Source organism: Xenorhabdus stockiae (assembly GCF_002632825.1).
In the GTDB taxonomy this organism is placed as follows: domain Bacteria; phylum Pseudomonadota; class Gammaproteobacteria; order Enterobacterales; family Enterobacteriaceae; genus Xenorhabdus; species Xenorhabdus stockiae.
The window spans coordinates 10,315-34,050 of the sequence record NZ_NJAJ01000030.1 but is presented as its reverse complement, the minus strand read 5'-3'; the positions used below and the strand labels follow the sequence as shown (position 1 = coordinate 34,050).

The 23,736-nt window shown below is 45.5% G+C and carries 21 protein-coding genes and 2 pseudogenes; 18 read left to right on the top strand and 5 right to left on the bottom strand.

Going from position 1 to position 23,736, the window contains the following annotated elements:
* Window positions 1-136: pseudogene (locus tag Xsto_RS23210) on the bottom strand (IS630 family transposase); the annotation flags it as partial.
* 119 nt (window positions 137-255) lie between these two features.
* Here Xsto_RS23210 and Xsto_RS23205 point away from each other — a divergent pair.
* The 9 genes and pseudogenes from Xsto_RS23205 to Xsto_RS23165 all read left to right on the top strand — a co-directional run.
* Window positions 256-1,443: a carbamoyltransferase C-terminal domain-containing protein gene (locus Xsto_RS23205; RefSeq protein WP_099125561.1), complete on the top strand. Its 1,188-nt coding sequence runs from the start codon at window positions 256-258 to the stop codon at window positions 1,441-1,443.
* Window positions 1,444-1,566: 123 nt separating this feature from the next.
* A complete protein-coding gene (locus Xsto_RS23200) occupies window positions 1,567-1,923 on the top strand; it encodes an inositol monophosphatase family protein (protein ID WP_099125560.1) in 357 nt (118 codons plus the stop codon).
* Between the two features lie 44 nt (window positions 1,924-1,967).
* Window positions 1,968-2,228, top strand: a complete 261-nt coding sequence (locus Xsto_RS23195) for an inositol monophosphatase family protein (protein ID WP_211284328.1) — start codon at window positions 1,968-1,970, stop codon at window positions 2,226-2,228.
* An 11-nt stretch (window positions 2,229-2,239) separates the two neighbouring features.
* Window positions 2,240-3,103: a glycosyltransferase gene (locus tag Xsto_RS23190; RefSeq protein ID WP_099125558.1), complete on the top strand. Its 864-nt coding sequence runs from the start codon at window positions 2,240-2,242 to the stop codon at window positions 3,101-3,103.
* Window positions 3,100-4,443 carry an MATE family efflux transporter gene (locus Xsto_RS23185; protein WP_099125557.1) on the top strand — a complete coding sequence of 448 codons (1,344 nt, stop codon included), beginning with the start codon at window positions 3,100-3,102 and terminating at the stop codon, window positions 4,441-4,443. The genes Xsto_RS23190 and Xsto_RS23185 overlap by 4 nt, the downstream gene beginning before the upstream one ends.
* 613 nt (window positions 4,444-5,056) lie before the next feature.
* Window positions 5,057-5,503, top strand: a complete 447-nt coding sequence (locus Xsto_RS23180; protein ID WP_099125556.1) for an antirestriction protein — start codon at window positions 5,057-5,059, stop codon at window positions 5,501-5,503.
* Window positions 5,504-5,570: 67 nt separating this feature from the next.
* Window positions 5,571-5,954 carry an antirestriction protein gene (locus Xsto_RS23175; RefSeq protein ID WP_244590413.1) on the top strand — a complete coding sequence of 128 codons (384 nt, stop codon included), beginning with the start codon at window positions 5,571-5,573 and terminating at the stop codon, window positions 5,952-5,954.
* Between the two features lie 119 nt (window positions 5,955-6,073).
* Window positions 6,074-6,616, top strand: a complete 543-nt coding sequence (locus tag Xsto_RS23170) for a hypothetical protein (protein WP_099125554.1) — start codon at window positions 6,074-6,076, stop codon at window positions 6,614-6,616.
* A gap of 37 nt (window positions 6,617-6,653) precedes the next feature.
* Window positions 6,654-6,809: pseudogene (locus Xsto_RS23165) on the top strand (TA system toxin CbtA family protein); the annotation flags it as partial.
* Here Xsto_RS23165 and Xsto_RS23160 read toward each other — a convergent pair.
* Window positions 6,801-6,935, bottom strand: a complete 135-nt coding sequence (locus Xsto_RS23160; protein WP_276511098.1) for a hypothetical protein — start codon at window positions 6,933-6,935, stop codon at window positions 6,801-6,803. The pseudogene Xsto_RS23165 and the gene Xsto_RS23160 sit on opposite strands and share 9 nt — an antisense overlap.
* A gap of 77 nt (window positions 6,936-7,012) precedes the next feature.
* On the opposite strand from Xsto_RS23160, the gene Xsto_RS23155 reads away from it, so the two are divergent.
* The 4 genes from Xsto_RS23155 to Xsto_RS23140 all read left to right on the top strand — a co-directional run bounded on the left by Xsto_RS23155 (window position 7,013) and on the right by Xsto_RS23140 (window position 11,064).
* A complete protein-coding gene (locus Xsto_RS23155; protein WP_099125553.1) occupies window positions 7,013-7,936 on the top strand; it encodes a DUF1281 domain-containing protein in 924 nt (307 codons plus the stop codon).
* A gap of 103 nt (window positions 7,937-8,039) precedes the next feature.
* Window positions 8,040-8,723: an N-6 DNA methylase gene (locus tag Xsto_RS23150; protein ID WP_099125552.1), complete on the top strand. Its 684-nt coding sequence runs from the start codon at window positions 8,040-8,042 to the stop codon at window positions 8,721-8,723.
* Between the two features lie 219 nt (window positions 8,724-8,942).
* Complete coding sequence (locus tag Xsto_RS23145; RefSeq protein ID WP_099125551.1) at window positions 8,943-9,956, top strand: TraI domain-containing protein; 1,014 nt, start codon at window positions 8,943-8,945, stop codon at window positions 9,954-9,956.
* Window positions 9,957-10,035: 79 nt separating this feature from the next.
* On the top strand, window positions 10,036-11,064 hold the full coding sequence (locus Xsto_RS23140) for a tyrosine-type recombinase/integrase (protein WP_099125550.1): 1,029 nt from the start codon (window positions 10,036-10,038) through the stop codon (window positions 11,062-11,064).
* A gap of 632 nt (window positions 11,065-11,696) precedes the next feature.
* Here Xsto_RS23140 and Xsto_RS23135 read toward each other — a convergent pair.
* Window positions 11,697-11,969, bottom strand: coding sequence for a helix-turn-helix domain-containing protein (locus tag Xsto_RS23135; RefSeq protein WP_141554520.1), 273 nt, complete (start codon window positions 11,967-11,969; stop codon window positions 11,697-11,699).
* A gap of 1,332 nt (window positions 11,970-13,301) precedes the next feature.
* On the opposite strand from Xsto_RS23135, the gene Xsto_RS23130 reads away from it, so the two are divergent.
* The 5 genes from Xsto_RS23130 to Xsto_RS23110 all read left to right on the top strand — a co-directional run bounded on the left by Xsto_RS23130 (window position 13,302) and on the right by Xsto_RS23110 (window position 20,593).
* On the top strand, window positions 13,302-15,059 hold the full coding sequence (locus Xsto_RS23130; RefSeq protein ID WP_099125548.1) for a type VI secretion system baseplate subunit TssF: 1,758 nt from the start codon (window positions 13,302-13,304) through the stop codon (window positions 15,057-15,059).
* Between the two features lie 44 nt (window positions 15,060-15,103).
* Window positions 15,104-17,140 carry a type VI secretion system Vgr family protein gene (locus Xsto_RS23125; RefSeq protein ID WP_099125547.1) on the top strand — a complete coding sequence of 679 codons (2,037 nt, stop codon included), beginning with the start codon at window positions 15,104-15,106 and terminating at the stop codon, window positions 17,138-17,140.
* Window positions 17,140-17,919, top strand: a complete 780-nt coding sequence (locus Xsto_RS23120) for a DUF4123 domain-containing protein (RefSeq protein WP_244590411.1) — start codon at window positions 17,140-17,142, stop codon at window positions 17,917-17,919. Before Xsto_RS23125 ends, Xsto_RS23120 begins: the two co-directional genes overlap by 1 nt.
* 194 nt (window positions 17,920-18,113) lie before the next feature.
* A complete protein-coding gene (locus Xsto_RS23115; RefSeq protein WP_169926656.1) occupies window positions 18,114-19,889 on the top strand; it encodes a phospholipase effector Tle1 domain-containing protein in 1,776 nt (591 codons plus the stop codon).
* Window positions 19,889-20,593, top strand: coding sequence for a DUF2931 family protein (locus Xsto_RS23110; RefSeq protein WP_244590410.1), 705 nt, complete (start codon window positions 19,889-19,891; stop codon window positions 20,591-20,593). The genes Xsto_RS23115 and Xsto_RS23110 overlap by 1 nt, the downstream gene beginning before the upstream one ends.
* A gap of 411 nt (window positions 20,594-21,004) precedes the next feature.
* Here Xsto_RS23110 and Xsto_RS23105 read toward each other — a convergent pair whose 3' ends face one another.
* Window positions 21,005-23,005, bottom strand: a complete 2,001-nt coding sequence (locus tag Xsto_RS23105) for an AAA family ATPase (RefSeq protein WP_244590416.1) — start codon at window positions 23,003-23,005, stop codon at window positions 21,005-21,007.
* 212 nt (window positions 23,006-23,217) lie between these two features.
* Window positions 23,218-23,424, bottom strand: a complete 207-nt coding sequence (locus tag Xsto_RS23100; protein ID WP_099125543.1) for a helix-turn-helix transcriptional regulator — start codon at window positions 23,422-23,424, stop codon at window positions 23,218-23,220.
* Window positions 23,425-23,736 lie beyond the last annotated feature (312 nt).

The following is a 23,736-nucleotide window of genomic DNA, read 5'->3' as shown; positions in this document are numbered from 1 at the left end:
GAGCAATCATTTGAGCAGTCCAGCCTTCTGAAGCTAAAAGCACGGCTTTGATACGGTCACGGACGCGCCCATCACGAGTCGTATCGTGCATCAATTCAATCGCTTCTTTTTGGGCATCTGTCAGGGTAATTTTCATGGGCGCGATTTTGATCTGATAGGAATGAAAAATCAAGCATCTTCAATGACGATGGGTATAAGTCGGATTATATCGACTATTTTGAAAAGGAGAGCTACTATAAGTTTTTTGATAATAATGTGGTAACAGTATTTAAAGATTACTCAAAATTTAATCTTAATGATCTAGATAAATACAAAATTGCTCCTTATGATATCGAACATTCCATTGGTGGGCTATATGGAGGGGCTAGTAAATTTGTATTCGGTAAAGATTTCAACGAAGGAAAATTAATGGGTTTGGCACCATATGGTAAAAGTGGCAGATTCCCTGAAGAATTATTTTTGATTGAGGATGCTAGGGTAAAAATAAATTATGATCTAATTGAGGATTTAGGAATAAAAAATACAAATATTAAGGATGATTTTCAGTATTGTGCTGATTTGGCTAAATGGGTACAAGAACAAACTGAGAAAGCTTTATTTTATATACTTAATTCATACCATAAAATGTATGCTTCAGATAACTTATGTTATGCAGGTGGATTAGCACTAAATGCAGTAGCTAATGGTAAAATAATAAAGAATACACCATTCAAAAATGTTTATATTCAACCAGCCGCTGGCGATAATGGCCTCGCCATTGGCGCATGTTATTATGGGTGGATGAAAGTATTAAATAAAGAAAAAGTCCTATTTAATGGGAATCCATATTTTGGGATAAAATACGATGAATCTAAATCTAGTTTACGAAAATACTTGAATGATAATTATGCAATAACTAAGCCGGATAATTTGGACGAAGTTGTCGCAAAACATATTAGTAAGGGAAAGGTAGTTGGATGTTTTAGAAATGGATCTGAATTTGGACCTAGAGCATTAGGGAACAGGAGCATATTAGCTGATCCGAGAAGAAAAGAGATGCTCGATTATATCAATATTGAAATTAAGAATCGTGAAGAATTTCGTCCATTCGCGCCTTCCATTTTAAAGGATAGATATTTAGACTTCTTTAGGCCTGGCAATGAAGATAGCGATTATATGATCAAGGTTTCACAAGTGATACCTGAAAAATCAGAGCAAATTAGTGCTGTAGTACATGTTGATGGAAGTGCCCGTGTTCAAACAGTGACTAGAGAATTAAACAGAGATTACTATAATCTTATTAATGAGTTTTACAAACTTACAGGTATCCCAATTTTGCTGAATACTTCCTTTAATGGCAAGGATACTCCCATTGTAGAAACTCCCGAAGATGCTATTAATTTCTATAAGGAAAGCAAACTGGATTTTTTAATTATAAATAACTATCTAATTTATAGGAAATAAAGAAGTATGCTAATGGATGAAAGGTTTTTACATGCCAAGCAAGTTATTGCAAATGCAGGAAGTATTTTACTAGAAATGTTCAACAATCTCACATTTACATGTAAATATAAAAAATAAAGAGATGTGCTCACTAGTGCTGATCTGATTGTAGATGAATATTTAAAAAGATCCATTTCAAATATATTTCCTAGTGATACTATTTTTTCTGAAGAATCTTCCGTTTATGGTATTGCAGATACGAGCGAATATACCTGGATTATTGATCCAATTGATGGAACTCATAGTTTTTCCACAGGTGTGTTTGGATGGTGTATATCTATTGCTGCCTTTAAGAAAGGCAGCATATTATTTGGTTTGATTTATGATCCAATTCGTAAAGAATGTTTTAGTGCTTACCATGGACAAGGTGCTTTTTTAAACTCCACAAGATTATTGGCAAAATCTCATCAGTTCTTAGAGCATGATCTGTACCCTACTTAGCTTTTGGTACGTCTTATCGTGATGACAAGAGAAAAATTTCAAAAGTGTTAACAACATTACTCGAGTCTGGCTATTTGCCCTATAGAAATGGTAGTGCAGCTCTCTGTATGTCATATGTTGCTGCAAATCGCTTGCTTGCTTTCTTTGAGCTAAATTTGTATCAATGGGATGTCGCAGCAGGATATATTATATTAAAGGAGGCTGGCTTTCAGGTACATTATTTATTTAATGATATAAACACTGCTCGAACATTGATATGTGGTAATCATGACATTGTAAAAATAATTGAAAATGAGATATTTTAGGTTAATTTATTATGATTATTAGCGTTATCATTCCTTGTTATAACAACACAACTCAATTGTTATCAACTATATCATCTTTAGATAATCAAGTATTAAAAAATAAATTTGAATTGGAGGTGATAATAGTTGACGACGGCTCAAATGAACCCATAAATATAAAAAGTATTAATTGCATGCATGAAGTAATTATTGTCTCTCAAAGGGATGAGGGATTTCGAGTTTCATTAGCTAGAAACAGAGGAGCAAGGATTGCTAGTGGTGAAATTTTACTATTTGTTGATTGTGGAATATATTTAGAAAAAAATGCTGTATTGAGTATTATTGAATCTTCTTTGTATGATAAACGTTGTGTATCCCTAGGAAATATTTATGGGATTACTAACTGTAATAACCACAAGGAAATAATTCTTAGAGATATTGAAAGTTATGGAATTGAAGGTGCATTAGAGCTATATATCTTAAATTCTACTTTCCCTGATCCCAGAGTTTATTATCTTTCATATTATGATATGGATATGCAGAAATTGCGTGCACCATGGGTGTATTGTTGGGGAGGGGTAATAGCTATACACGCATCTCTCTTCGACGCAATATCTGGATTTGATGAGTCATTTAAATCTTGGGGAGGTGAGGATATAGAGTTGGGTATTAGACTAATGAAAGAGGGGGCGATATTTAGTTTCGTTTCCAAATCAGTTTCAATACATACTCCTCAACCAGAAGACATTGTTAGTAAAAGTAAATCTAACTTTAATGCCTTTGAATATATACACTCTAAGCATTTATTAGATGAAACATACCTATTATTACAATATGAATATTGGGGAATTGAAGAAATACTTCGTCAACGATCAGTTTTGAGGCGAATCAAATGACATTTCGTGTAACCACTGATACTTATAGAATAATTAAACTTGCTTTACCTATTATGGCTCAATCTATATTGTTTACTTCGATGTCAATTATCGACACAATAATGGTTGGATATATAGGTACAGAAGAGTTAGCTGGAATGGGACTGGCAACTAGCATTATGTTGGTTTTTTTAAGTGTAGTCTATTCTTCTTCAAATTCAGTATCTGTTATCGTTGCTCAAAATAAGCACTTTAAAAACACTCTAAAATTGATTGTGACTAATGGACTTGTACTTAGTCTTACTTTATCATTTTTTATTTTTTCTATTATAAAACTATTTAACGAAGATATTATATTGCTTTTTTGGGGAGAGGAAGATTACGCTTATAAAGCAATAGACTATCTCAATATTATTTCATATACAATTTTGGCATCCGCTATTATTCAAGTTTATATAGGTCTTCTCAATGCACTTGGTGACACATTTTTGACGTTTTTGATATCTGCGAGTGGTGTAGTTTCAAATATTTTCTTCAGCTATTTTTTGGTGTTTGGTATAGCTGACATGGATGGATACGGAATTATTGGCGCCGCATTGGGTTCAATTCTTTCAAAGTTAGTAGAAATAGGGGTAATCTTATTTTTTCTATTAAAAAAGTATAATGGATTGTACCTTGATTTTGATAAGTTTAATTATAAGTGTAAATCCTTTAGAGAATTGCTGAGGATAGGAGGTGCGCAAGCTATAAATGCCTTACTGTGGGCGGCGAGTATAAACCTATACACTTTAATAATTGCTTTTCAAGGCAAAGAGTTAGTAGCTTCGTCTGCAGTGATCTCTTCAATTACAAATCTAGCCCATATTGCTTATTGGGGTATTGCAATCGCTGCGGGGATTGTAATAAGTGAAGCGTTAGGTAAAAAGGAATATGAAAGAGCTACAACTATATCACGTTTGTGTATAATATTGAGTTTGGTATTCGCTTTACTACTCGCAGCCCTGCTCTATCTGCTAAATGGTTTTATTTTATCTTTTTATCCTGAATTATCACAAAGGTCTATTGACTTTGTTGATGCTGCTTATTCTATTGTATTATTTACTATTGTTATCAGATCACTTTCTACGGTAAATATCGTCGGTACTCTCAGGAGTGGAGGAGACAACCGCTTTATCATTACTATAGATGTAGTAGCAGCATGGTTCTTTGGTATACCTCTGTGCTATCTAATACTTTTCCATACAGATTTACCTTTGTTTTTGGTCTTTGCTGCCCCAATGGTGGAAGACATGGTAAAAGCGGTTCTATCAACTTTTCGCGTAATTGGAAAAAAATGGCAGAGAACTATTAATGTATTTTGACCTTGTTTAGTAGTTATGTGTATAGCTGCGACTTGATCTGAAGCTATCTTACGGTAGGGTACGATTAAATTTGACGGTCGGCTACTCAATGTAAACTACATTACATTCTCCTTAATGTGAGAGAAGAACTTTATTTTCAATTTACTCATTCTAGTTATGTAAAAATAGATTTCCAATGTAATTCAGCCAGCGACACCAACACACAACGGGGCATAAACGTGTTAGACCAAACGGCCTGAATGGGTCAGCGCGTATTGACAGCCTCTCTCTGACTCCCCAAAAATGCCGTCGTGCTCCTGACATTATTTTTTGTCCCGGGAAATGAATTACTCATTGACCGGATGATTTCTGTTGATTAGCGTAGTCAGACTTATCCATGATCCGGTCGCTTGTGAGGATCACCTTCGGGCAGCGACAGCAACACTCCTGTAGCCTGCAAGGGAGTACACTACGGTGTGGTACATCTGCGCCCCTTTGGAAGCAGATATCGTCAGTCTGATGACGATGAAGGTCGCTTAATCTTATCCATGATGGCCAACCGGCCAGTCACCCAACGGGGAACACATTTCCCATTGGGTCAGGTGTTCTCCGTTGTTTTTATCAGGAGAATACCATGCAACAACATACTACCCCGGCCACGGTGCACACTGTGCCCCCGGCTGAATTATCCCCTTTTGCTGACATTTTTCCGCACACCGGTTCACTGGAACTGATGTTGCTGGAGCACACGTTCATTAAAGCGGCTGCCGGGCTGTGTGACGATGAGCGGTGTGACCGATGGCTGTACCGGAAGGTGTCAGACCACATCGCCTATATCGTGCCGATACGGCCGGATTCTTCTGGGGTCAAGGTGAGTACGACTGACTTTAAAGGTGAAGTCTCCGCCGATGCCTTTGGGCTGATGGTGACCCTGAGCGTATTAAGTTACCTGACTGACCTGATGAAGCTGGACGGGTACGCGGAGCGGTTTTGCGCCCTGCGTGAATATGCGCGGCAACATCCTCAGGCTCAATGTATCCGGGCGGCTCTGGGCTTAAAGGGAGCACGTGATGCCGGATAATGAACTGATGCTGCTGGACAGCCTGGCCCTGTCGGTTGTGTTTCCCGATAAAACCCCGCTGGAACGGTTGTTTCTGGGGTTCCTGCTGGCGAATACGGCCTCACAGTTGTGTGGTGAATATCGTCCTGAGCAATGGCGCAGCCGGAACGTGTCTGATTCCCTGACGTATATGATCCCTACCGCGGCAAAAACCTATTCGGTTTATCTGCCGGAGACGACACTGACGGCCACGTTGTCTGCGGATGCGTTTGGTCTGGCTGTCACCGCGATTGTGTTTGCCCGTATCGCCGAGCTGGATGAGCCGAATGCCGATGCATTCCGGTTCTGCGAACTGCGGGAATACGCGCTGCACCACCCGGAAACCGGGCTGCTGCGTGCGGTACTGGCGATGCAGCCCAAAGAGGACATCATCAGCTCGTCATTTATCCATAACAACCCTCATCACCACTGACGTTATCAGTCGATGAGGCTGTTAACTCTCATTTTTAGCGCCTGACCGGGGAGCCGACAACACCTTCCCGTATTGGGCGGGTGTTGTCTTTTTTTAACGTCAAATCAAGGAACAACACCATGAACGCCATTTTTTTGCCCGTGCCGGAGAATACTGCTCAGGTATTACCGGAAGACATTTTTAACGTGCAGGTCACCGGCCTGATGCAGCATCCTCACCGACCGCAATCGCTGCAAGAGGAAATCCTGACCGTGTGTGAAACTGCCTCCATCACCGAAGCGGTACAACGATTGAAAGTCATCCATTTGCTGGGTGACTGGCCGATACCGGAAATCTCATCGGGTCAGTATCGACGCGCCTTTTTTCCCCTGACCGTGATGATATATGACGCCAAAGATAACAGTGTGCTCGGGGGGCGCTTTTATGACGAGATCGTCTGGGCACAGCCGGTTACACTGACGTCAGAACGTTTGTCACTGGAACGAAAACAACAGCAGTTATGTCAGGCGGCCACCGTTGAGCTGAGCTGGCAGGATCCGCAGGCAGCCCACGTTTTGTGGCAGGAGGCGAATTTGTTGTCACTGCATATGATTTCACCCGATTACCACTATCATCACGAAGTGCAGGATATTCTCCGGCATAGCGCAACGGTCAGCGTTTGATGGTGTCACCCTGGAAGCCTGACGTTTAACCGTCTGGCAGGTGATTACCGCCGTGCGGCTGAAACGCTATTCTGATCTGAGCCTGAACGATACCGCGTTGTGTGAAACCGAAACGGTAACCGAATTTATCGCCAGTGGCATCCGGCCGTCTGATGCCATCAATGAACGGGGGGATAAATACGATTTAACCTGACTGAACGCGTCGGCAATGATGCCCGATACACCGTATCTGGGCATACATGACGAGCTGACGGTCATTTTTGACAGCGGTTTGGCTGAAATGCTGTTCAGGCAAGCCAAATCGTAACCCTTTTTTCATTACCCATCGGGGGAACTGACTCCCGTAGGGGAACAGTTTCTCCGGTTTTTAAACTTAAAAATCAAAGGAGCTTAATCATGGCAGAATGGGTCACTAATCAACTGGACGTCACCGGCAAATCCGTTTGTCTTGATGTCATGCAGCAATGGGTCTGTGGGGAGGAATTTCCCCGTTACCGTCAGGCGGTATTGCAGAGCCTGCGCCTGTTTCTGGCCGGCTGTGCGGGGATATTGAAACCCACCAAACCCTTAACTTACACGCCGTATCCGGAACTGGTACGGGGGACGGCAGCGCCGACGGCGCAGAATCTGGCGTTTGAACAGTGGCTGGCGTTGTTGCAGGACAATGTGCTGCTAACCACAGAAAACATGAAGCGGATTGACAGTATCTACCGCCAGTCGGGCTTAAGCCTGCTGCGCTGGGAGACTATACCGGCGTCAGCGCGTGACATGATTGCCCGCCTGCTGACCCGCCAGTACACCGACTGGTTTGGTGTGGTGGGCTGGTCTGACAATCTTGATATCAGTGCATGCTGGGAGAAACTGTCGGTTTATCCGACCTCTGCTCAGCCCTGCGATATGCTGATGATACGACCGACCCGGCTGGCGACGGAGATTAACGGCAACAGTGGCTTACTGAAAGGAATGACCACCACAGCGCAGTGCTACGATGAGCACTATGGGCTGGAATGGCCGTTCGGTCATCATGTCCGCTGGGAAAGGCGCCATGTCAGCAGCTTAACCGTGCGTTTTGACACTCCATGGGTACCGCCTTCGGCGGAACTGATGGGCGGGCTGTCATCAGTGTTTGACTGTGAAATCCGCCACTGGTACAGCGAACCGTCAGGCAGCCTCAAAGGCTATGACTGCTATGACCAGGGCGAGCATGTGGACAGTCATAACGGGCAGGTAGGACACGAAAACCGTCCGGTCCTGTATCTGGTTAACGGCGATAAGCCCGAAACGGCACTGGCATTACCGGCGATGGCCGTCGGGCAGTAACCCGCTGTTTAACGTTGTATCAGCTTATTTTCACTTCAACCGAAAGGGGAAACACATTCTCCTTCCGGGGTGTGTTTTCCTTTTTTTATCAGGAAAACACGCCATGGCTTCTTGTCCGGACTACCAAAAAGACTTTATTTCGCTGTTTAAACAAACCGCCCGTTACCGTAACCGTTATCGGGTTTTTCAGGATTTTTGCAACTGTGCAATGGCGGCCATTCACAATAAATACTGTTTCAGTGAGGAACTGGAGCAGTTCTATCTGAAAACTATCAACAAGTATGAACGGGAAGATATTGACCGGATTGTGAAACTTTTTTCCTATACCGCGCTGGCCCTGGCAGAAGCTCCCTGTGATTTTCTCGGCAGCGTGTTTATGCAACTGGAGCTGGGGAATAAGGGACTTCAGCAGTTCTTTACCCCCTGGAGTGTGGCCAGAATGATGGCACAATTGCAGTTGAATGAGGTATCTGACTTGTTGCAGACCCAACCCTTTATCACCTTCCACGAACCTTGCTGTGGTGCGGCCTGTATGATGCTGGCAGCCGCAGAGGTATTAAGAGAGCAGGGACATGATCCGTTGTCCAGTATGTGGGTATCTGCGATTGATATCGACCCGCTGGCGGCAGTGATGGCCTATATCCAGCTTTCCCTGACCGGTATTCCGGCGGCGGTCACGATCGGTGATGTGCTGAATGATCCCGGCAGCCAACGAACCCGCTACACACCGGCCCATTATCTGGGGAACTGGTCACAGCGTTTGCAGGACTATGAACACGCGGCCTGAAACCTGATTTTTCTTTCTTTCATATGCGCCTTTCGGGGCGCTTTTTTTATATTTAAATGACGTTAATGAACTGATTTATGATGAAAATTAAGCGGATTCAGTAAGTCGGTTAATGGATGAAGCGAGTCAGTTTAATTTTCATTTCCGTAAAAAGAGTTTCGCCTTGTTTCCGATTGGGATCCACCGACACTGGGGCCAAATTTGAAAAGGAGAAAAGTGATGTTTACACGTTTTAAATCGCATTTTACCCGCTCGCCAACGTCACAGAAAAAATCATCAGGGCAAAAAATGAGCGAGGCTTGTGATAACGGGGACTATTGCCGGCCACAATCAGTGGAGGCGTTGCTAGCAACGCCTTTGCGCCGTCAGTGCCTGCAACAATTGTGGCAAAACAGTACGCTGCCTGAAGGGTTGTATCAGCGTTTTTATCTCGCCCCGATTAAACAATTATTGGGCAGTGTTCAGCAGATACCTGCCTCTCCGGAAGGAAAATGGTCAGGCAGTGGCGGATTTGCTGACCTGACACTGCAATTTACCACTTGTGCCGTGCGGTTAGCGAAGGGATATTTGTTGCCGCCGGGTGTGGCACCGGAAACGCAGGCCGCACAAGGGGTCTTATGGCAGGCGGTGGTGTTCTGGGCCGCGTTGTTTTACCACCTGCCATTGTTGCGGCAACTCGAAGGGGAACTGGAAGACGGACAGGTCTGGCAACCGGGCATCGGTATTCCCGACAAACCGTTTCGTTTCCGTTTCCGCGCCCCGGAGAACATACCGCCGGCTCCGCAGGAAGTGTTGCTGGCCGCCTGTCTGTTACCGGAAAAAGCCATGATGTGGCTGGTGACGGTACCGGAAGTCTGGCACTGTCTGATGCAGCATCTTAACGGACGACCCTCTACTGTCCCATTGATAGAGACATTGCTTCAGGATGCGGCCGGACAGCTCCATTCCCCTTTGCAGGTGAAACCGGTGACGGAGACCGTGTTCTCTACTGAAGACAACCCTGTGCCGGAAACGACAGTGCGGACTCCCGCCAGTGGCATAACGCCACCGCCCACCGCGCCCTCTGACGATACGCTGACATTATTGTCCTTATTTCAGTCACCGGATGCATCTTCACCACAAAATCAGGGAAAAAATCATCATCACGGTCCGAAACTGACCAAACAGCCGGGACGGGAGAAAGAAAGTATTGCCACTGACAGTCACCCGAATTCATCATTTAAAGGTAAATAATTTAAAGGGTTATGTGTATTTTATTGCCGTGAATTGTTTTTGGACAGGGCACGGCAGGATAAACCGAGGAAAAAATAACATGTTGAATACAGCAGAAACGCTCAGTTGGGAAGAGCTATTAGAAGAGTACTTTTTTTCACATATCCTGCGCCCGGATACCGAATGGAGTTATCGAAAGGTCACACGGGGTTTTATCCGGTTTATGGGAGAAGCTGCATCACCGGCACAGGTTATTCACCGGGATGTGCTGCGGTGGCGGCGTCATCTTCTGGTAGAAAAAAAGCAGTCGAGTCATACCTGGAATAATAAGGTGGCTCATCTGCGGGCGATTTTTAATTTCGGTATGGAGCGAAAACTGCTGCCTCACACCGAAAATCCGTTTAATAACGCCGTGGCTAAAAAAGAGAAGAAAAAGAAGAAGATTTTGAGCCAATCGCAGATAACCCGCATTAATCTGCTGATGGGCAAGTTTGCTGAGGAAGAAAGCATCGAGATGACTCCGCGGGGAGGGCGGTGTGCCCTGTATCCGACCTGGTATTGGTCAACAGTGCTGGCGACATTGCGTTTTACAGGAATGCGTCAGAACCAGTTACTGCACCTGCGGCTGCGAGATATCAATCTGGACAGCAATTATATTGAACTGGGGCTGGAAGGCAGTAAAAACCACAGTGAATGGGAAATACCGATTATTCCGCCGCTTAAACGCCGGCTGGTAAAATTAGTAGAAAGGGCCATCGCGGCCGGTGCGAAAGCCCACGATCCGATTTTCGATCTCAGCCGGTTGAGTGTCCCGCACCCAAGCCGGCTTTCCCGTTACCAATACGATATCAACCGGGAAAAACAACAGCTCCGTTCTTTCTTTCGCCGGCTGTCCAAAGAGTGTGATTTTGCGGTCTCGCCTCACCGTTTTCGTCATACGCTGGCGACGACCCTGATGAAATCGCCGGATCGTAATCTGCCGCTGGTGAAACGCTTACTGGGGCACCGTAATGTGGCGACCACGATGGAATACATTAATCTTGATATGGAAGTGACGGGCAAAGCGCTGGAGCGGGAACTGGGGTTGTATACTGATTTTGTTGATGAGTATGCCGATGAGAATGAATAAAACGGCGTAAAAAAGACAGGGCTGGTCTCAGACAGGATTGAGGTGGAGGTGTGAGTGAACTGCCCTGCATCAATATCGATGGTATGAAAAAATGGCTAATTCCGATCCCCTGTCACGTGAAGTTTTCACCTTACTTGACATCAGAATCAATTACTGAAATCATTACCTTAAACGAGAAAAGGGTAACTGTTAAAACAGCTACCCTGTTATCTTGTCTTAAATGTTCTTTTCAACTAAACAGTACAAATTGAGCTGATTAGGATTTAACATTTAATTAACGATTGATTCTTTTTTGCGCTTTTGTCAGGGAATTTAACAACCTAGGACAAACCCGCATGGAAATTTGGTGCCGGAGGCGGAATCGAAAAACATTGTAACTTATTGAATAATAAAAGTATATAACCTTACCTTCCTTTTATGCCCCTTTTAATGCCCCTAGATTTTTTTGCTTGCTTTTTATTTTATATCTGACTGATTTTTATTATTTATATTACTCATTGTGTGCTTTTCAATCATCTTAAAGCAAAAAAGCCATGAGGGTTAAAAATGGTCAAATTGGGCTGCCATTTCACGCTCAGGGCTTTATATTAAAAATGTTCATTTTTACGACGTCGATCACAAATTGAAGCGGGTTATTCCTGTGGCTTAGAGCGGGCTTTCCTTTCTAATAATTCACCAGTATAAGAATCGAAATAACGGCTGGGCCAGATCTCTGAGGGATGGATGCCAAGGTAATCTGCAATGATCCATTCACCTTTCGGCCACGGTCTGCTGAATGCATTTGCCAATGTCGATGAACTGAGTCCTGCCTCACGAGAAACCGCCGCTAAGGTTGTCCCGCGTTTGCGCAATGCGGCGATGATATCGGCCTGATGCCAGTCATTTTGAACATTATTGTTATTCATTCCTGCTACCCCTTCCATTAATTAATATTGATGGTGGCGATTCAGACAGGGTTTGCAGACCGGCACTTATTCCGGCGAGGCATAGCCTCCCCAGCCTGAACCACCATTGAAAAGGTAATAGCAAGAACACTGGTAAAGTATCTTACCAGTGTATAAGTGCACAAGGCTGCAAAACCTTGACCATTAGATTTTGCTAATGGCGGGAATACTTTAACTGATTGTTTTACCTAACACAATAATCGAACGGCTAAGTTTAACAGTTATTCCTCCTCTCAGAGCGCATAAACTCAGGGGATAATACGGACGACTAATCAATCTTTGTTGTTTGTTCTTGTTCGTGATCGCTTCGCTGTCCGTATTTCCCCTGTGATTTTCAGACTAACTTTACTCATTTAGAAACATTTTCCCTGCGTGTCGGTTAGGTTCACCGTTCCGTGGTGTGTCAGATAATGTGTAGCAGGGCGAGGGTTATGTTGAGTTTTTGCAGGAGTTCGCTGCGTGCTCAGCACGGCGATGGTTTACTCCCCGTTCAGTGCCTGATTCAGTCAGGATGAACGCCTCATTATTCGTGACGTGTGATATCTCCTTTCTTTATTGCATCTTGCATCAGCCTGTTGCAAGGCGGTGGGTGAAAAAACGAAATAAGTGAATTAAGGCAGAAAAATGCCAATGAAAAGTGGTGACACTGAGTAAAATGGGGTTCAAATCGTGAGTAAAGCCAGACCGGACGTGCTCTGGACGTTGACGCTTAGCGGCGTCACTTGGTAATCGCTTCGCTTAAACGCAAGTGACGCCGCAAAGTTTTCGGGACGTCTATCGTGCGTAAATCAAAGCGTGAGTAAATATCGTGTAAGGCAAAATGGTTAAGGTGAACGTGGCAGGGTTACTGCTCAGCGTGTGTGATAAGCCGGTGCATAAAGAAACCGGGAAACTTTCATCATTGATATATTGGTTATTTATCCGATGATATCTGCTTCCAAAAGTGCGCAGATGTACCACAATATTTGCTCTCCCTTTCAGGCTACAGGAGTTTTGTTTCGCCACCCGAAGGCGATCCTGACAGGCGATGGATCGTTTTTGTAGAAAAGATATTAACGGTTAGCCAGAAGGGAGTCAAACGACCGTTTTTCCTGTCATCCTGACTTTTGCCTGAATTCCCGTGCAAATTCCGCCGATAGGCCGATATTCCACCAAAATCAGACAAAAATTGGAGTTAATTGGTTAATTAATTTTATTGGTGAATATGTACAATAAACCATCTTTACAGACTGGATACCTATTTAAATTCAGCACAGAACCGCTTCCTGACAGATAAAACATAAGTTAAATTCAATGAACAACAACAAGGAATCACTGTACCTGCGAGAACGCGCCTATCTGCGGGAACTGGCGCAACGTGTGGCGAAAGACTCACCGCATCTGGCCGATTTTCTGATTGCCTCCCATGATCCCGATATTACGCGTCTTTTTGAAGCCTTTGCCCTGTTGATTGCCAGTGTTCGGGCTAAACTGGAGGACGAACTTCCCGAAATCACCCACGGGATTCTGTCCCGAATCTGGCCGCTGGCCCTGTGTCCCCTTCCGCCCACCACGATACTGCAATTCTCTCCTGCCGATGGTGAACATCAGGGCAGCACAGATATTCCGGTGAATACCGCCGTTTCGGCTCACCACAACGGGCAGTTAATGACGTTTAAAACCCGCCGTCCGCTGCATATTGAACCCCTGGTCGTACAACAACGCGCGGTGAAAAAAAACGGCACTCACAGTGAAATTATTCTGACCCTGTGCCAGACCGGTACGGCCTCCCCGATCTGGCAAAGTGGTGCATTAACTTTTTTCCTCGGCACTGACACAGAAAAGGCCGCCCAGCTCAGTCTGTGGCTGGATCAACATATCTGTGATGTCAGCCTGAAAACGCAGGGCAAGCAGCGAAAGCTGCGCGGTTTCCCTTATGGCTGGCATGATCTACTTGATAGTCCGGTGCTGCCTGTGCCCAAAAATACGTATTCCGGTCTGCAACCGTTGGTGGAATATTATGCTTTGTCCCCACTGTATAACTTTGTCACGCTGGATATCCGCAACAGTTGTACCACCGTGCCATTGAATGGGGATGGCACGTTTGAGCTGATTTTTCGTTTCGAGGGCGAATTGCCGCTGACGGATGTCGATGAGACATTCTTATTGGGCTGTGTACCGGCTATTCATCTGGAAAATCGGGTAAGCCTGCCCATTGAGCTGGAAGCCGGTAATCACCGTTATCCTCTGCCGTTGGGAGAATCGGTGCGGTTGTTCCGGCTGGGTGATATTGAGGTTGTGGAACAGCCCGGTGACAGTGAGCAACGCGGGACACCGTATCACTGGCTGCCGATTGAACAGTTTACCCCGGCCGGGCGTTTTCGGGATGAAAATGAGCAACCCGACACGTTTTATTACCAGCTCCAGACCGAACCCGATTTTCTCGGCAGAACCCAGCACCGTCTGCACTTTTTTGATTTAACGGGCAAACCGGCCAACGACTTACCTGCCATTGCGATTTTGTGTTATTTCACCGGCTACCATGAACAGGCACCGGCATTGACGCAAGGCACGATTACCGTGACGCAGGAAGGCGCACCGTCTCATCTCAGCGTCCACAATATCACGCCGGTCACGACCGATTACCCACCCCTGTTGCAGGAAAAGAGCGGCTGGCCGCTACTGTCCTGCCTCTCCAGCCCGCCAATGATGCTGTTTGCCACCGACAGCCTGAAACAATTTTTCCGGTTGTTTGACCCGTATGCCGACACGCACCGTCCCCTAAGCCGTCAGTTCCGCCAACACATTGACGGTATTGTGCAGGTCGAAGAGCGCCTGACCGACCGGATGCGACTGGGGCGTTCTGTTCGCGGGCATTTACTCGCGCTGACGCTGGATCCCGACTGCTACCGTAATCCGGGGGAGATGTACCGTTTCTGCCGGTTAATCAATCAGGCGTTGGCCTGTTTTATCACCCAATCTGCGTTTGTCATGCTGGAGATTTTTACACCGGACAGTCACAAGGCGCTGTGGCAGTTCTGGCATGTCGATGGACTACGCCCGGAAATGTAATGGATTAAGGAACACATGACAGAAACCATAAGGAAAAAATCAATATGAAAAGTGGATTACGCTTTGTCTGCCACATTGCCGGTGTGCCGGCAGACACCTTTGCTGTGGGAGAATTCTCTCTACAAGAGGGATTATCAGAACTCTTTACCCTGAACCTGACGCTGGTCAGAGCCGGTAACGCAAACCCATTCAGGCCACAGGCTGACATTGATTTGGCCTCACTGTTGATGCAGGAAGCGGTGTTGCAGGTGTTTAACGGGGACAGGCTGCAACGTAAAGTCACCGGCATCATCTCCCATGCGGACTGGGTCGGCACCGATGGCAACAAGACACTCTATACTCTGACGGTGCGCCCGGCCTGCTGGCGGCTGACGCTCAATCAGGACAGCCGGATTTATCATCAGCAAAATGTCCCGGCGATTTTAAACAGCCTGCTGAAAAAACACCGGGTACAGGCCGACTCAAAACTCTACGATGCGCATCAGGACAGGGAATACGTGACCCAGAAACGGGAGTCTGACTATAGTTTTTTCAGCCGTCTGGCAGCGGAAGAGGGCGTCAGTTTCTGGTTTGAGGATGAAACGGCGTTTTTCAGTGACAGTCACCTTGGTATGACCGCCGGGCTGCCGCTGCAATACCAGCCCCAGCCGGAAACAGCCTACGGAACCGATACGATTTATCAGGTACGGTTGGGTGTCGGTATGAGTCCGCAGCGCAGCCTGCATAAAGATTTCAACCCGGCAGAGCCGCGTTATCACCTCTCCCATATGCACAGCAGCGAAGGTTTCCGCGATTTCGGCAGCCAGACTCCCTATGCCGTGTTTGAAAGTTACGGGCGGTTTCAGAAAGATGCGGCGGCTATCCCGTTTTTAAAATACCGGCAGGAAGCGCTGGATAACCAGAAACAGACGGGCAGCGGCAGCAGCAACTGCATCAAACTGATGCCGGGCAAAATCTTCGAGATAAAAAATCACCCCCATAAACCGCTGAATGTGCGCTGGCAGGTGGTTGGCATCAGCCATCACGGACGCTGCCCGCAGGCACTGGGCGACAGTGGCGGTGAAGGCACCACGCTCTCCAATCATTTCAGTTTTATCGACGGCCTTGCCGACTGGCGTCCGCCTTTCCACTATAAACCGCTGGCAGACGGGGATGAAACTGCCATTGTGGTCGGCCCGAAAGGGGAAGAAATCTTCGTCAATAAAGACGGTGCGATTAAAGTCCATTTTCACTGGAACCGCTACGACCCACCGGATGATGGGGCATCGTGCTGGGTACGCGTGGCGCAGGGCTGGAACGGTAACGGCTTTGGCTTTATGGCAATCCCGCGTATCGGGCAGGAAGTGATTATCTCCTATCTTAATGGCGATATTGATCGACCGATTGTCACCGGCTGTGTTTATAACGGCCTGAACCGACCGCCACTGGATTTACCGGCGCAAAAAACCCGTACCACGTTTAAGACCAAGACCCACAAAGGCAAAGGCTTTAACGAACTGCGCTTTGAGGATGCCAAAGACAGCGAAGAAATCTATCTCCATGGTCAGAAAGACCTGACTGCACATATCGAAAACGATGCCTACTGGCATATCAAACATGACCAGAAGAGCCGCATCGATAACAACCGTTACCACGATATTCGTGCCGATGACCATCATCAGGTCGCCGGTTCTCAAAAAATTACCACCGAAGGGGATGTGTCGCACCGGATTGCCGGCAGCCAGCATATTCAGACCGGGGATGCGACCGTCATTGACAGCGGACAGGAAATCCACCTGAAAAGTGGCGGCAAGGTAGTGTTGGAAGCGGCAGCAGAAATTACGCTGAAAGTGGGTGGCAGTTTTCTGAAAGTTACTCCTGCTGGCATTTTGTCTTCAATGATTAATGTCGGGCAGGGGTCAGGCGGCAGCGGTCGCGGGGTTTCACTGCAATTACCGGAAGGCGTGGCACCACTGGCACAAGTGGGGCAGCTCCCGATGGCGGAAGCACTCCCGATAACCGAGTTTCCGGCTAAGCCTCCCTGTGCCATTCTCGCGCAGCAAGAGGAAAACTGGGTTATCACCGGAGCAGAGGAAGCATGATGGAATCGACTAATTGGAAAAGCTGGTTATCACAGCAGGACAGCGGCGAGTGTTATTTTCTGGTCAACAGTCTGGCGAAACCGAATCCCGTCCAGCTCTTTTACCTCAACGACTGGACAGAGCAGGCATTTCCGCTCTACAGCGGTACACCGATGAAGGCCATGCAGGAGCAAAGTCCGTGGCTGATCCAACCCAAAGCCAAGTGTCTGCCGGAACTGGCGCAATTGCTGGATAAACACGCATTCAGTGATGCCAGTTGGGGCTGGGGCTATCGCAGTACCTTACCGTGGTCATTTCAGTTAGAACACTGGCGCTTACATCAGCAGGTAATGCTACATGGTCAGGTTGTGGTGTTGCGACTGATGGATAACCGCATTTTCACACCATTACTGCCTGCTTTGAAACCGGGGGATTGGGGTGAACTGTTAACACCGGTGAATGAGCTGATGATCGATACGCCCGCTCCGGTTTGCTATACCCGCCCAGAAAATTGCCCTCAGGAACTGAATAAGAATTTATTTGTGCTGGGCGATCATCTGATTGACGCCCGTTACTCAACCGATACGACGCTCAAGAATCTGGCTTACGCGTTAAGTTGTCAGCTTTGGGAAGAAAACCCCGAATTGGCACTGAAACTGGATGAACCTGAAGGGCGATTGCAAACAAGCCTTGTGGCGTGGTTAAAACAGGTGAGAGGTGAAAAACAGAACCTGAATAAACTCACCGTTGAACACTTTATTACCGATAACCCACAGGTTGCGCTTAGAAAAGAAATTTAAGATTAATTAAGGAAAAAAGAATGAGTCAGTTAGAACAAACGGATTGCATTAACTGCCAAGATATACTGAAACACTGGATTGAATTTCAACTCGTCGATGAACAGGGTGAACCATTAACGGGTATACCTTATAAACTGACAAGTCGCGGAAACAAAAGCATTGTGCGAACGGGCACCACAGATGGTAATGGTTTATTGCGTGAAGCAGATCTTCCCCCCATGCCTGTGACATTATCTGTTACAGCACAGCCTCTTGCCGATGAAATAGTGAAACGAACACCCCGCCAGCAAACTGGAGAGGCTAATTCTCTTGTTAAGCCAACAGCTATATTGGACGGACATGAATACCAATATATTACATTGGGTATGCTCAGTAATGCATACCCTAAGATTAAAGGCTGGCAGGAAGACGAATTGAAATCATCTGAACACTTTAAAAATTCGACATTAAAAGGTTTCAGCACATCTCAACTTAAACGAAGGCATGTGTTGGAAATGCAGGTGATTGAAAGTGGTATTAATTTGACTATTGGTGTCTTTTTTGATGGAACGGGAAATAATATAGATAATACGGATGAACGTTTATGCGCTAAAGAAAACAGTGATCCAACCCCAGAACAGTTTAATAATTTTGTGTGTTCATTTAATAAATATGGAGCGCCTGGTGATGTCTGGCGACTAAGTTACGACAATTATTACACCAATGTGGTTTTCTTACATAACATATATAGTAATAATGAAATTAGTGAAGGAAATCATCAGATTAAAGTATACATTGACGGTGTTGGCACTAAGTCAGGGGAATCCGATAGTGTCGTTGGGTATGGAACAGGACGAGGAGATACCGGCGTTGTTACTAAAACAGATATTGGTATCGAGAAAATAAAAAATGAACTTACGAAATTTTTAGAAACAACAGAAGATAATGTCAGATCACTTCAGTTCGATATTATTGGTTTTAGTCGAGGAGCTGCATCAGCCCGTCATTTCGCTAACCGTGTTTTGAAACAAGATAAAGATTTGTTAAAGGCACTTAATGAGAGCCTTGCTGATCATCGTTATCTGGAGAATTCCCGTTATCCTACCGGTAAGACCCGCTTTCTAGGTATCTATGATACGGTGACAGCAATTGCTGAAATGAACAATCTGCTCAATCCCCATAATTCTTCTGTGACAGGACCTGCTAATATATTTTTATCTTCTGATATTGCAAAAAGTGTTTTCCATATTACAGCGCAGAATGAATGCCGTTATAATTTTTCCTTAAACAGTGTAAAACCTCACTGGCCTGAACTTGAACTACCCGGCGCACATGCTGATGTTGGCGGCGGATATGATCCTGTGGGTGATGAAAATTTATGTATTACTCGACCGAAGATGATGGAAGTTTCAGGGTTTGGAGTACCTTCAGATAATAATCTTCATGTTTATAAAAATACGCAAAAAGAGTTGGAGCAGTTAAAAAAATCCCCGACCATTGGCTCATTAGTCACAGATGAAAATGTTAAGCTGATCACATGGCACGATGATAGTTCAGAATATGCTAAACGATCGGGTTCGACCAAGGTGATGGCAGCAGCAGTTCTTACTCGTACCATCCAGAATGATTGGTCTAAAGTGGGTATGCTGGTCATGCAGGATGCCGCCCAAGAAGCAGGACTGGTTTTTGATAAACCAAACGATAATGATAGTAATTATCAACTTCCGGCGGAGCTTCAGGCGATAACAAAAAAAGCTATTGCTCAGGGGCTGGCTATAAGGCAGGGGGAAAAACCTGAGCCTTTTACTCAGGAAGAACTGACTCTGATAGGGTCTAAATACACTCACTTTTCAGCAAATTGGAACAATACAAAAACAAAAGATAATAACATGCAAGGGGATATTTTCCCGGCGGAAATTGCTTATGCGAATCGTCCTAATAGTAATTGGCGTAGAACTATTTTTGATAATAATGGCAAGGATATTTCATAATGAGAAACAAAAAAACATTAGCTTTGTTATTTAGCTTGGGCATGATATTCGGATTAGCGGCCTGTCAGTCATATCCGTCAGGAAAGCGAGTAGTAACCTATAAACCCATTGTACGCAACAGTGAACGGCTACCTTATGATAAATGGAGATTTCAATTTATTACTCCAGAATATTTCCCCGCCAGTATTAGTTTTGTTCAATTTTTGGATGAAGATAATTATCTTGTGCAAAAATTTATGCCTGATGGAGCAAATTCAGATTTTAGAAGTATGAATTCATGGAGTAAGAAATTAGGAGGGGGGACTAGCGGGATTAAAAATCATGGTGAAGCCTTACCCCAGGCATTATTAGTTTGCTGGGATTCTGTGATTGATAAAAAAACCTACCAGACACAGTTTGTTTTTACACCAGATATCCGAAAGTTGATGAGAGAGCCTTCTGTTGGCCAACGAGTTAAAAATCATATTTTCTATCGAGATACCTTATTTATTGGTCTGGCTCCCGGTGGAACCGGCAAGGCTTGGTTACGGGGTTATGATAAAAACAATGGCGATAATATTTTAGTGGCCACGGGTGAATCAGTTTCCGGTGAAGATATGACGATATGTCAGGGAAAAACAAAAGTTCTGAATGGTTATAGTGAGTATTCGGAACGTATTAAAAACTTTATCAAAGGGAAAGAATACCCCTACGGTGAGTGGTAAAACGGTTATTTGGAAATCGCCTCAATATCAGAAGTTGGCATGACTTATTTATGATGTTGATGGGAGCCAATATTGATAACTGGCCGGAAAGCATTTCTTGCTTATTTTTCTAAGTGTCACTGACGCGCTGCGCTTGTCATCTCCGTGCTACCGGGCTAATACATTAACCCGGTAGCACGGAGAGCTGAAAAACACCTGCCAGAAAAAATATTTCCTCACCTGCTCCTCATTTTTCTCCTCACTTTTTATTTTCCTCACTGCAAAAACAAGTGAGGAATTGATAATTTTTTATCCTTAAAAATCAATGTGTTTTGTGCTCCTCACTTTTTCCGTATATAGGCGAGAAAAGTGAGGAATTTGGTGAGGCACAAATTTCCTTTCCTCACCATTCCTCACTTTTTTACTCACTTTTTAATCTTCATTGTTCTGATTCATGATGGTGAGTTCCTGCCCATGGCGGGTAATCAGTCTGTCTTGCTCTAACTTGGTTAACCAGCGGCTGAAATTCTTCACATTCACGCCCATCGATTTTAAATCATCACGCACAAGGGCAATGCTGCAGGGTTCTTTCAGGGCAGTGCGCGACCGGATACACTGCCATAGTGCCGTATGGTCATCGGTTTTATTGGCGACCTGATTGATTTCTTCCTCTTCGACCGGAGCGCGTGGCCTGTCAATCAGCGCCAGTGACGTAATATCTTCACCGTCTTTATCGGTAAAAAGCTCCACCACGCGCATATCATAGGCTTTGGTGTCCGGCTCTTCGGCATCTTTCATTTTGGTGCAGGAGATAACCAGCGAGCCGCCTTTTTTCCCTTCCCGGCTGATCTTGTATTCAACATCCAATGCCGCGCGAAGGGCACTGGAACCTCTCGCGCCTTTACTTTCGTCTTTGCCGGAGTGGTGAACCACGAGAATGCTTGCCCCTGTTTTGGCTTTCAGTTCGTCACAGCCCCGAACGAACGCACCCATATCTTTTGAATCATTTTCATCCGCGCCACCAAAACAGCGGGCTAACGTATCCAGAATAATCAGGCGCACCGGCTGACCTGTTTCAATTTCAACCTGTCGGGCGGCAATCACCAGCTCATGGACTTCGGCAGGCGAGGCCGGAAAAACGGGCGTATTGATCAGGTACATATTTTCAACCGTCTGTCCGTTGACGATTTCCCATGCTTTGATGCGCCGGGGTACACCAATGCCACCTTCACCGACCACGTACAGTACAGCCCCCTGAGCAACCGATTTTCCAGCCCATGCCTTACCTGTAGCAATATGACAGCCCCACGCCCCCGCTAGAAAACTTTTATATGATCCGCTTGCCCCGTAAATGCTGCACAGGGAATGCGCAGGAATAATGCCCTTAACCACGTAGTCTAACTGTGCGTCAAAGCCCTCAGAGCCGACTGACAGGGGTAATTTTGTTTTACGATTTGGATAAATGCTCTCGACGTTGTCATAACGACGGGTTTCTATTGCATCACTGTTTATCGGTTCCCTCATCTGATATAACGCCTGACTGAATGCCTGCTGTGCTGCCTCAATGCCATGTTGTTGGCGATAATCATCCCAGTCGGCTTTATGCTCTGTCGGTGGTAATGTAACCCAGCCATTCACCGCAAGCGCTGCTTTTTCTGCTGAGATCTTGCCGACATTCACTTTGGGTTTCCCGTTCTTATCCAGCTCGTCGGAGCGATGCCAGTCATTGTCTGCCGCAATAATGATTTTTACGTCCGGCCAGCGTTCCCGAACAGCGTTGGCAACAGAAAATAAATTGCCGGCATCCAGTGCCGCCAGAACGCTGCCTTGATATAACTGATTAACGGTCAGGGCTGTGGCGTAACCTTCGGTAATAATTACTGTGTCGGAATGAGCTTCCGGCGCTGACACAGCAATAAACGCACCTTTCTTCTGGCTGCCAGAGAGTAATTTTTTCTCACCATTGGGTTTGATGATCTGCGCACCTGTAACTTTTTTATCCAATGTTGTCAGTGCCAACACTGCCGAATTATCGGGCAACAGCCGTTGATTAGGGCAATGTAGCCCTTTTGCGGTCAGATAGGGCGATTGTCCGGTGACAGTCTGCGCCATCAGTGCCGCCACTCTTTCGGCAATGGGCTGTGTTGGATAGATAATTTCTTTGGCGGGCTTGAGTTCTGGTAAAGGCAATGCCTGCACGTTAGCAATAATTTTTGCTGCTTCAAGAATCGAGATCCCGTTGGTTCTTGCCACTAAATCCAGCCCATCACCATAGTTCGGCGCATCACACTGGCGGCAATGCCAGTTGCCGTGATGGTGATCATCGATAAAGTGGAAACGGTTAGTACCGCCGCAGACAGGGCAAGCACCGTGCTTCCCTTTTGCCGGGATTTCAATGCCGCAAGCTGGCAACAAATTTTGCCAAGAATACATAGCCGAAGTTTTCACGGTCTGGATCAAGTCAAGCGGTTTTTGATTGCTTGATTTTTTTGGGGCTGTAAATTTAGGGCGAGTTTGGGTATGCTGTGTATCAGCCATCGTTTTTACCTCACTTAAACGGTTTTGGTTAAACGCCTCAGATGTGTCCGACCACACTGGGGCGTTGTGTTTTATATTCTGTTTCTTATGTCATAGTCTTTTTTGTGTTATGCCGCCCGCGATTCTGCGATACGTTGTGCGACCCAGTTATCAATTTCTGCTTCGATAAAGGCGACTGAGCGTGGGCCGATTTTGACCTGCTTCGGGAATTCGCCATCGCTAATCAGTTTGTAAATCCACGCTTTGCTGTAACCCGTTCTGCGTTGTACTTCCGGCAAACGGATCAGACTGGTTTTCAATGTTGTCACTGTCATATTTAATTCTCCTGTTACCGAGTCCTTGAGCGCTCATCGTGGACGTTATTTGATGACAGGCGGATTATTTAAAAAGCCAAACTAAATGAACAGCGTTAATTGTTTTTCTCCCGATGAAAATTAATTTTTAGGTTGCATTATCGACTTTTTCTGTCGCGCAGTGGTTTAGCGAAGTCATACGGTGTGATGGATTTTTCCCGGTTTGCATCTAGATAACCTCAGCTTCGCTTAAAAATAGCGATCTCATTATCCCGTAGATTCAAGCTCGGTTTTTTAGGTTGGAATGTATAAGCAATAAGGCCAGCAGCAACT

Excerpts from the sequence above, each read along its gene's own strand:
- Xsto_RS23190 (WP_099125558.1), top strand. The coding sequence starts at position 2,240 with ATGATTATTAGCGTTATCATTCCTTGTTATAACAACACAACTCAATTG.
- Xsto_RS23185 (WP_099125557.1), top strand. The coding sequence starts at position 3,100 with ATGACATTTCGTGTAACCACTGATACTTATAGAATAATTAAACTTGCT.
- Xsto_RS23180 (WP_099125556.1), top strand. The coding sequence starts at position 5,057 with ATGCAACAACATACTACCCCGGCCACGGTGCACACTGTGCCCCCGGCT.
- Xsto_RS23170 (WP_099125554.1), top strand. The coding sequence starts at position 6,074 with ATGAACGCCATTTTTTTGCCCGTGCCGGAGAATACTGCTCAGGTATTA.
- Xsto_RS23160 (WP_276511098.1), bottom strand. The coding sequence starts at position 6,935 with ATGAAAAAAGGGTTACGATTTGGCTTGCCTGAACAGCATTTCAGCCAA.
- Xsto_RS23155 (WP_099125553.1), top strand. The coding sequence starts at position 7,013 with ATGGCAGAATGGGTCACTAATCAACTGGACGTCACCGGCAAATCCGTT.
- Xsto_RS23150 (WP_099125552.1), top strand. The coding sequence starts at position 8,040 with ATGGCTTCTTGTCCGGACTACCAAAAAGACTTTATTTCGCTGTTTAAA.
- Xsto_RS23145 (WP_099125551.1), top strand. The coding sequence starts at position 8,943 with ATGTTTACACGTTTTAAATCGCATTTTACCCGCTCGCCAACGTCACAG.
- Xsto_RS23140 (WP_099125550.1), top strand. The coding sequence starts at position 10,036 with ATGTTGAATACAGCAGAAACGCTCAGTTGGGAAGAGCTATTAGAAGAG.
- Xsto_RS23135 (WP_141554520.1), bottom strand. The coding sequence starts at position 11,969 with ATGAATAACAATAATGTTCAAAATGACTGGCATCAGGCCGATATCATC.
- Xsto_RS23130 (WP_099125548.1), top strand. The coding sequence starts at position 13,302 with ATGAACAACAACAAGGAATCACTGTACCTGCGAGAACGCGCCTATCTG.
- Xsto_RS23125 (WP_099125547.1), top strand. The coding sequence starts at position 15,104 with ATGAAAAGTGGATTACGCTTTGTCTGCCACATTGCCGGTGTGCCGGCA.
- Xsto_RS23120 (WP_244590411.1), top strand. The coding sequence starts at position 17,140 with ATGGAATCGACTAATTGGAAAAGCTGGTTATCACAGCAGGACAGCGGC.
- Xsto_RS23110 (WP_244590410.1), top strand. The coding sequence starts at position 19,889 with ATGAGAAACAAAAAAACATTAGCTTTGTTATTTAGCTTGGGCATGATA.
- Xsto_RS23105 (WP_244590416.1), bottom strand. The coding sequence starts at position 23,005 with ATGTATTCTTGGCAAAATTTGTTGCCAGCTTGCGGCATTGAAATCCCG.
- Xsto_RS23100 (WP_099125543.1), bottom strand. The coding sequence starts at position 23,424 with ATGACAGTGACAACATTGAAAACCAGTCTGATCCGTTTGCCGGAAGTA.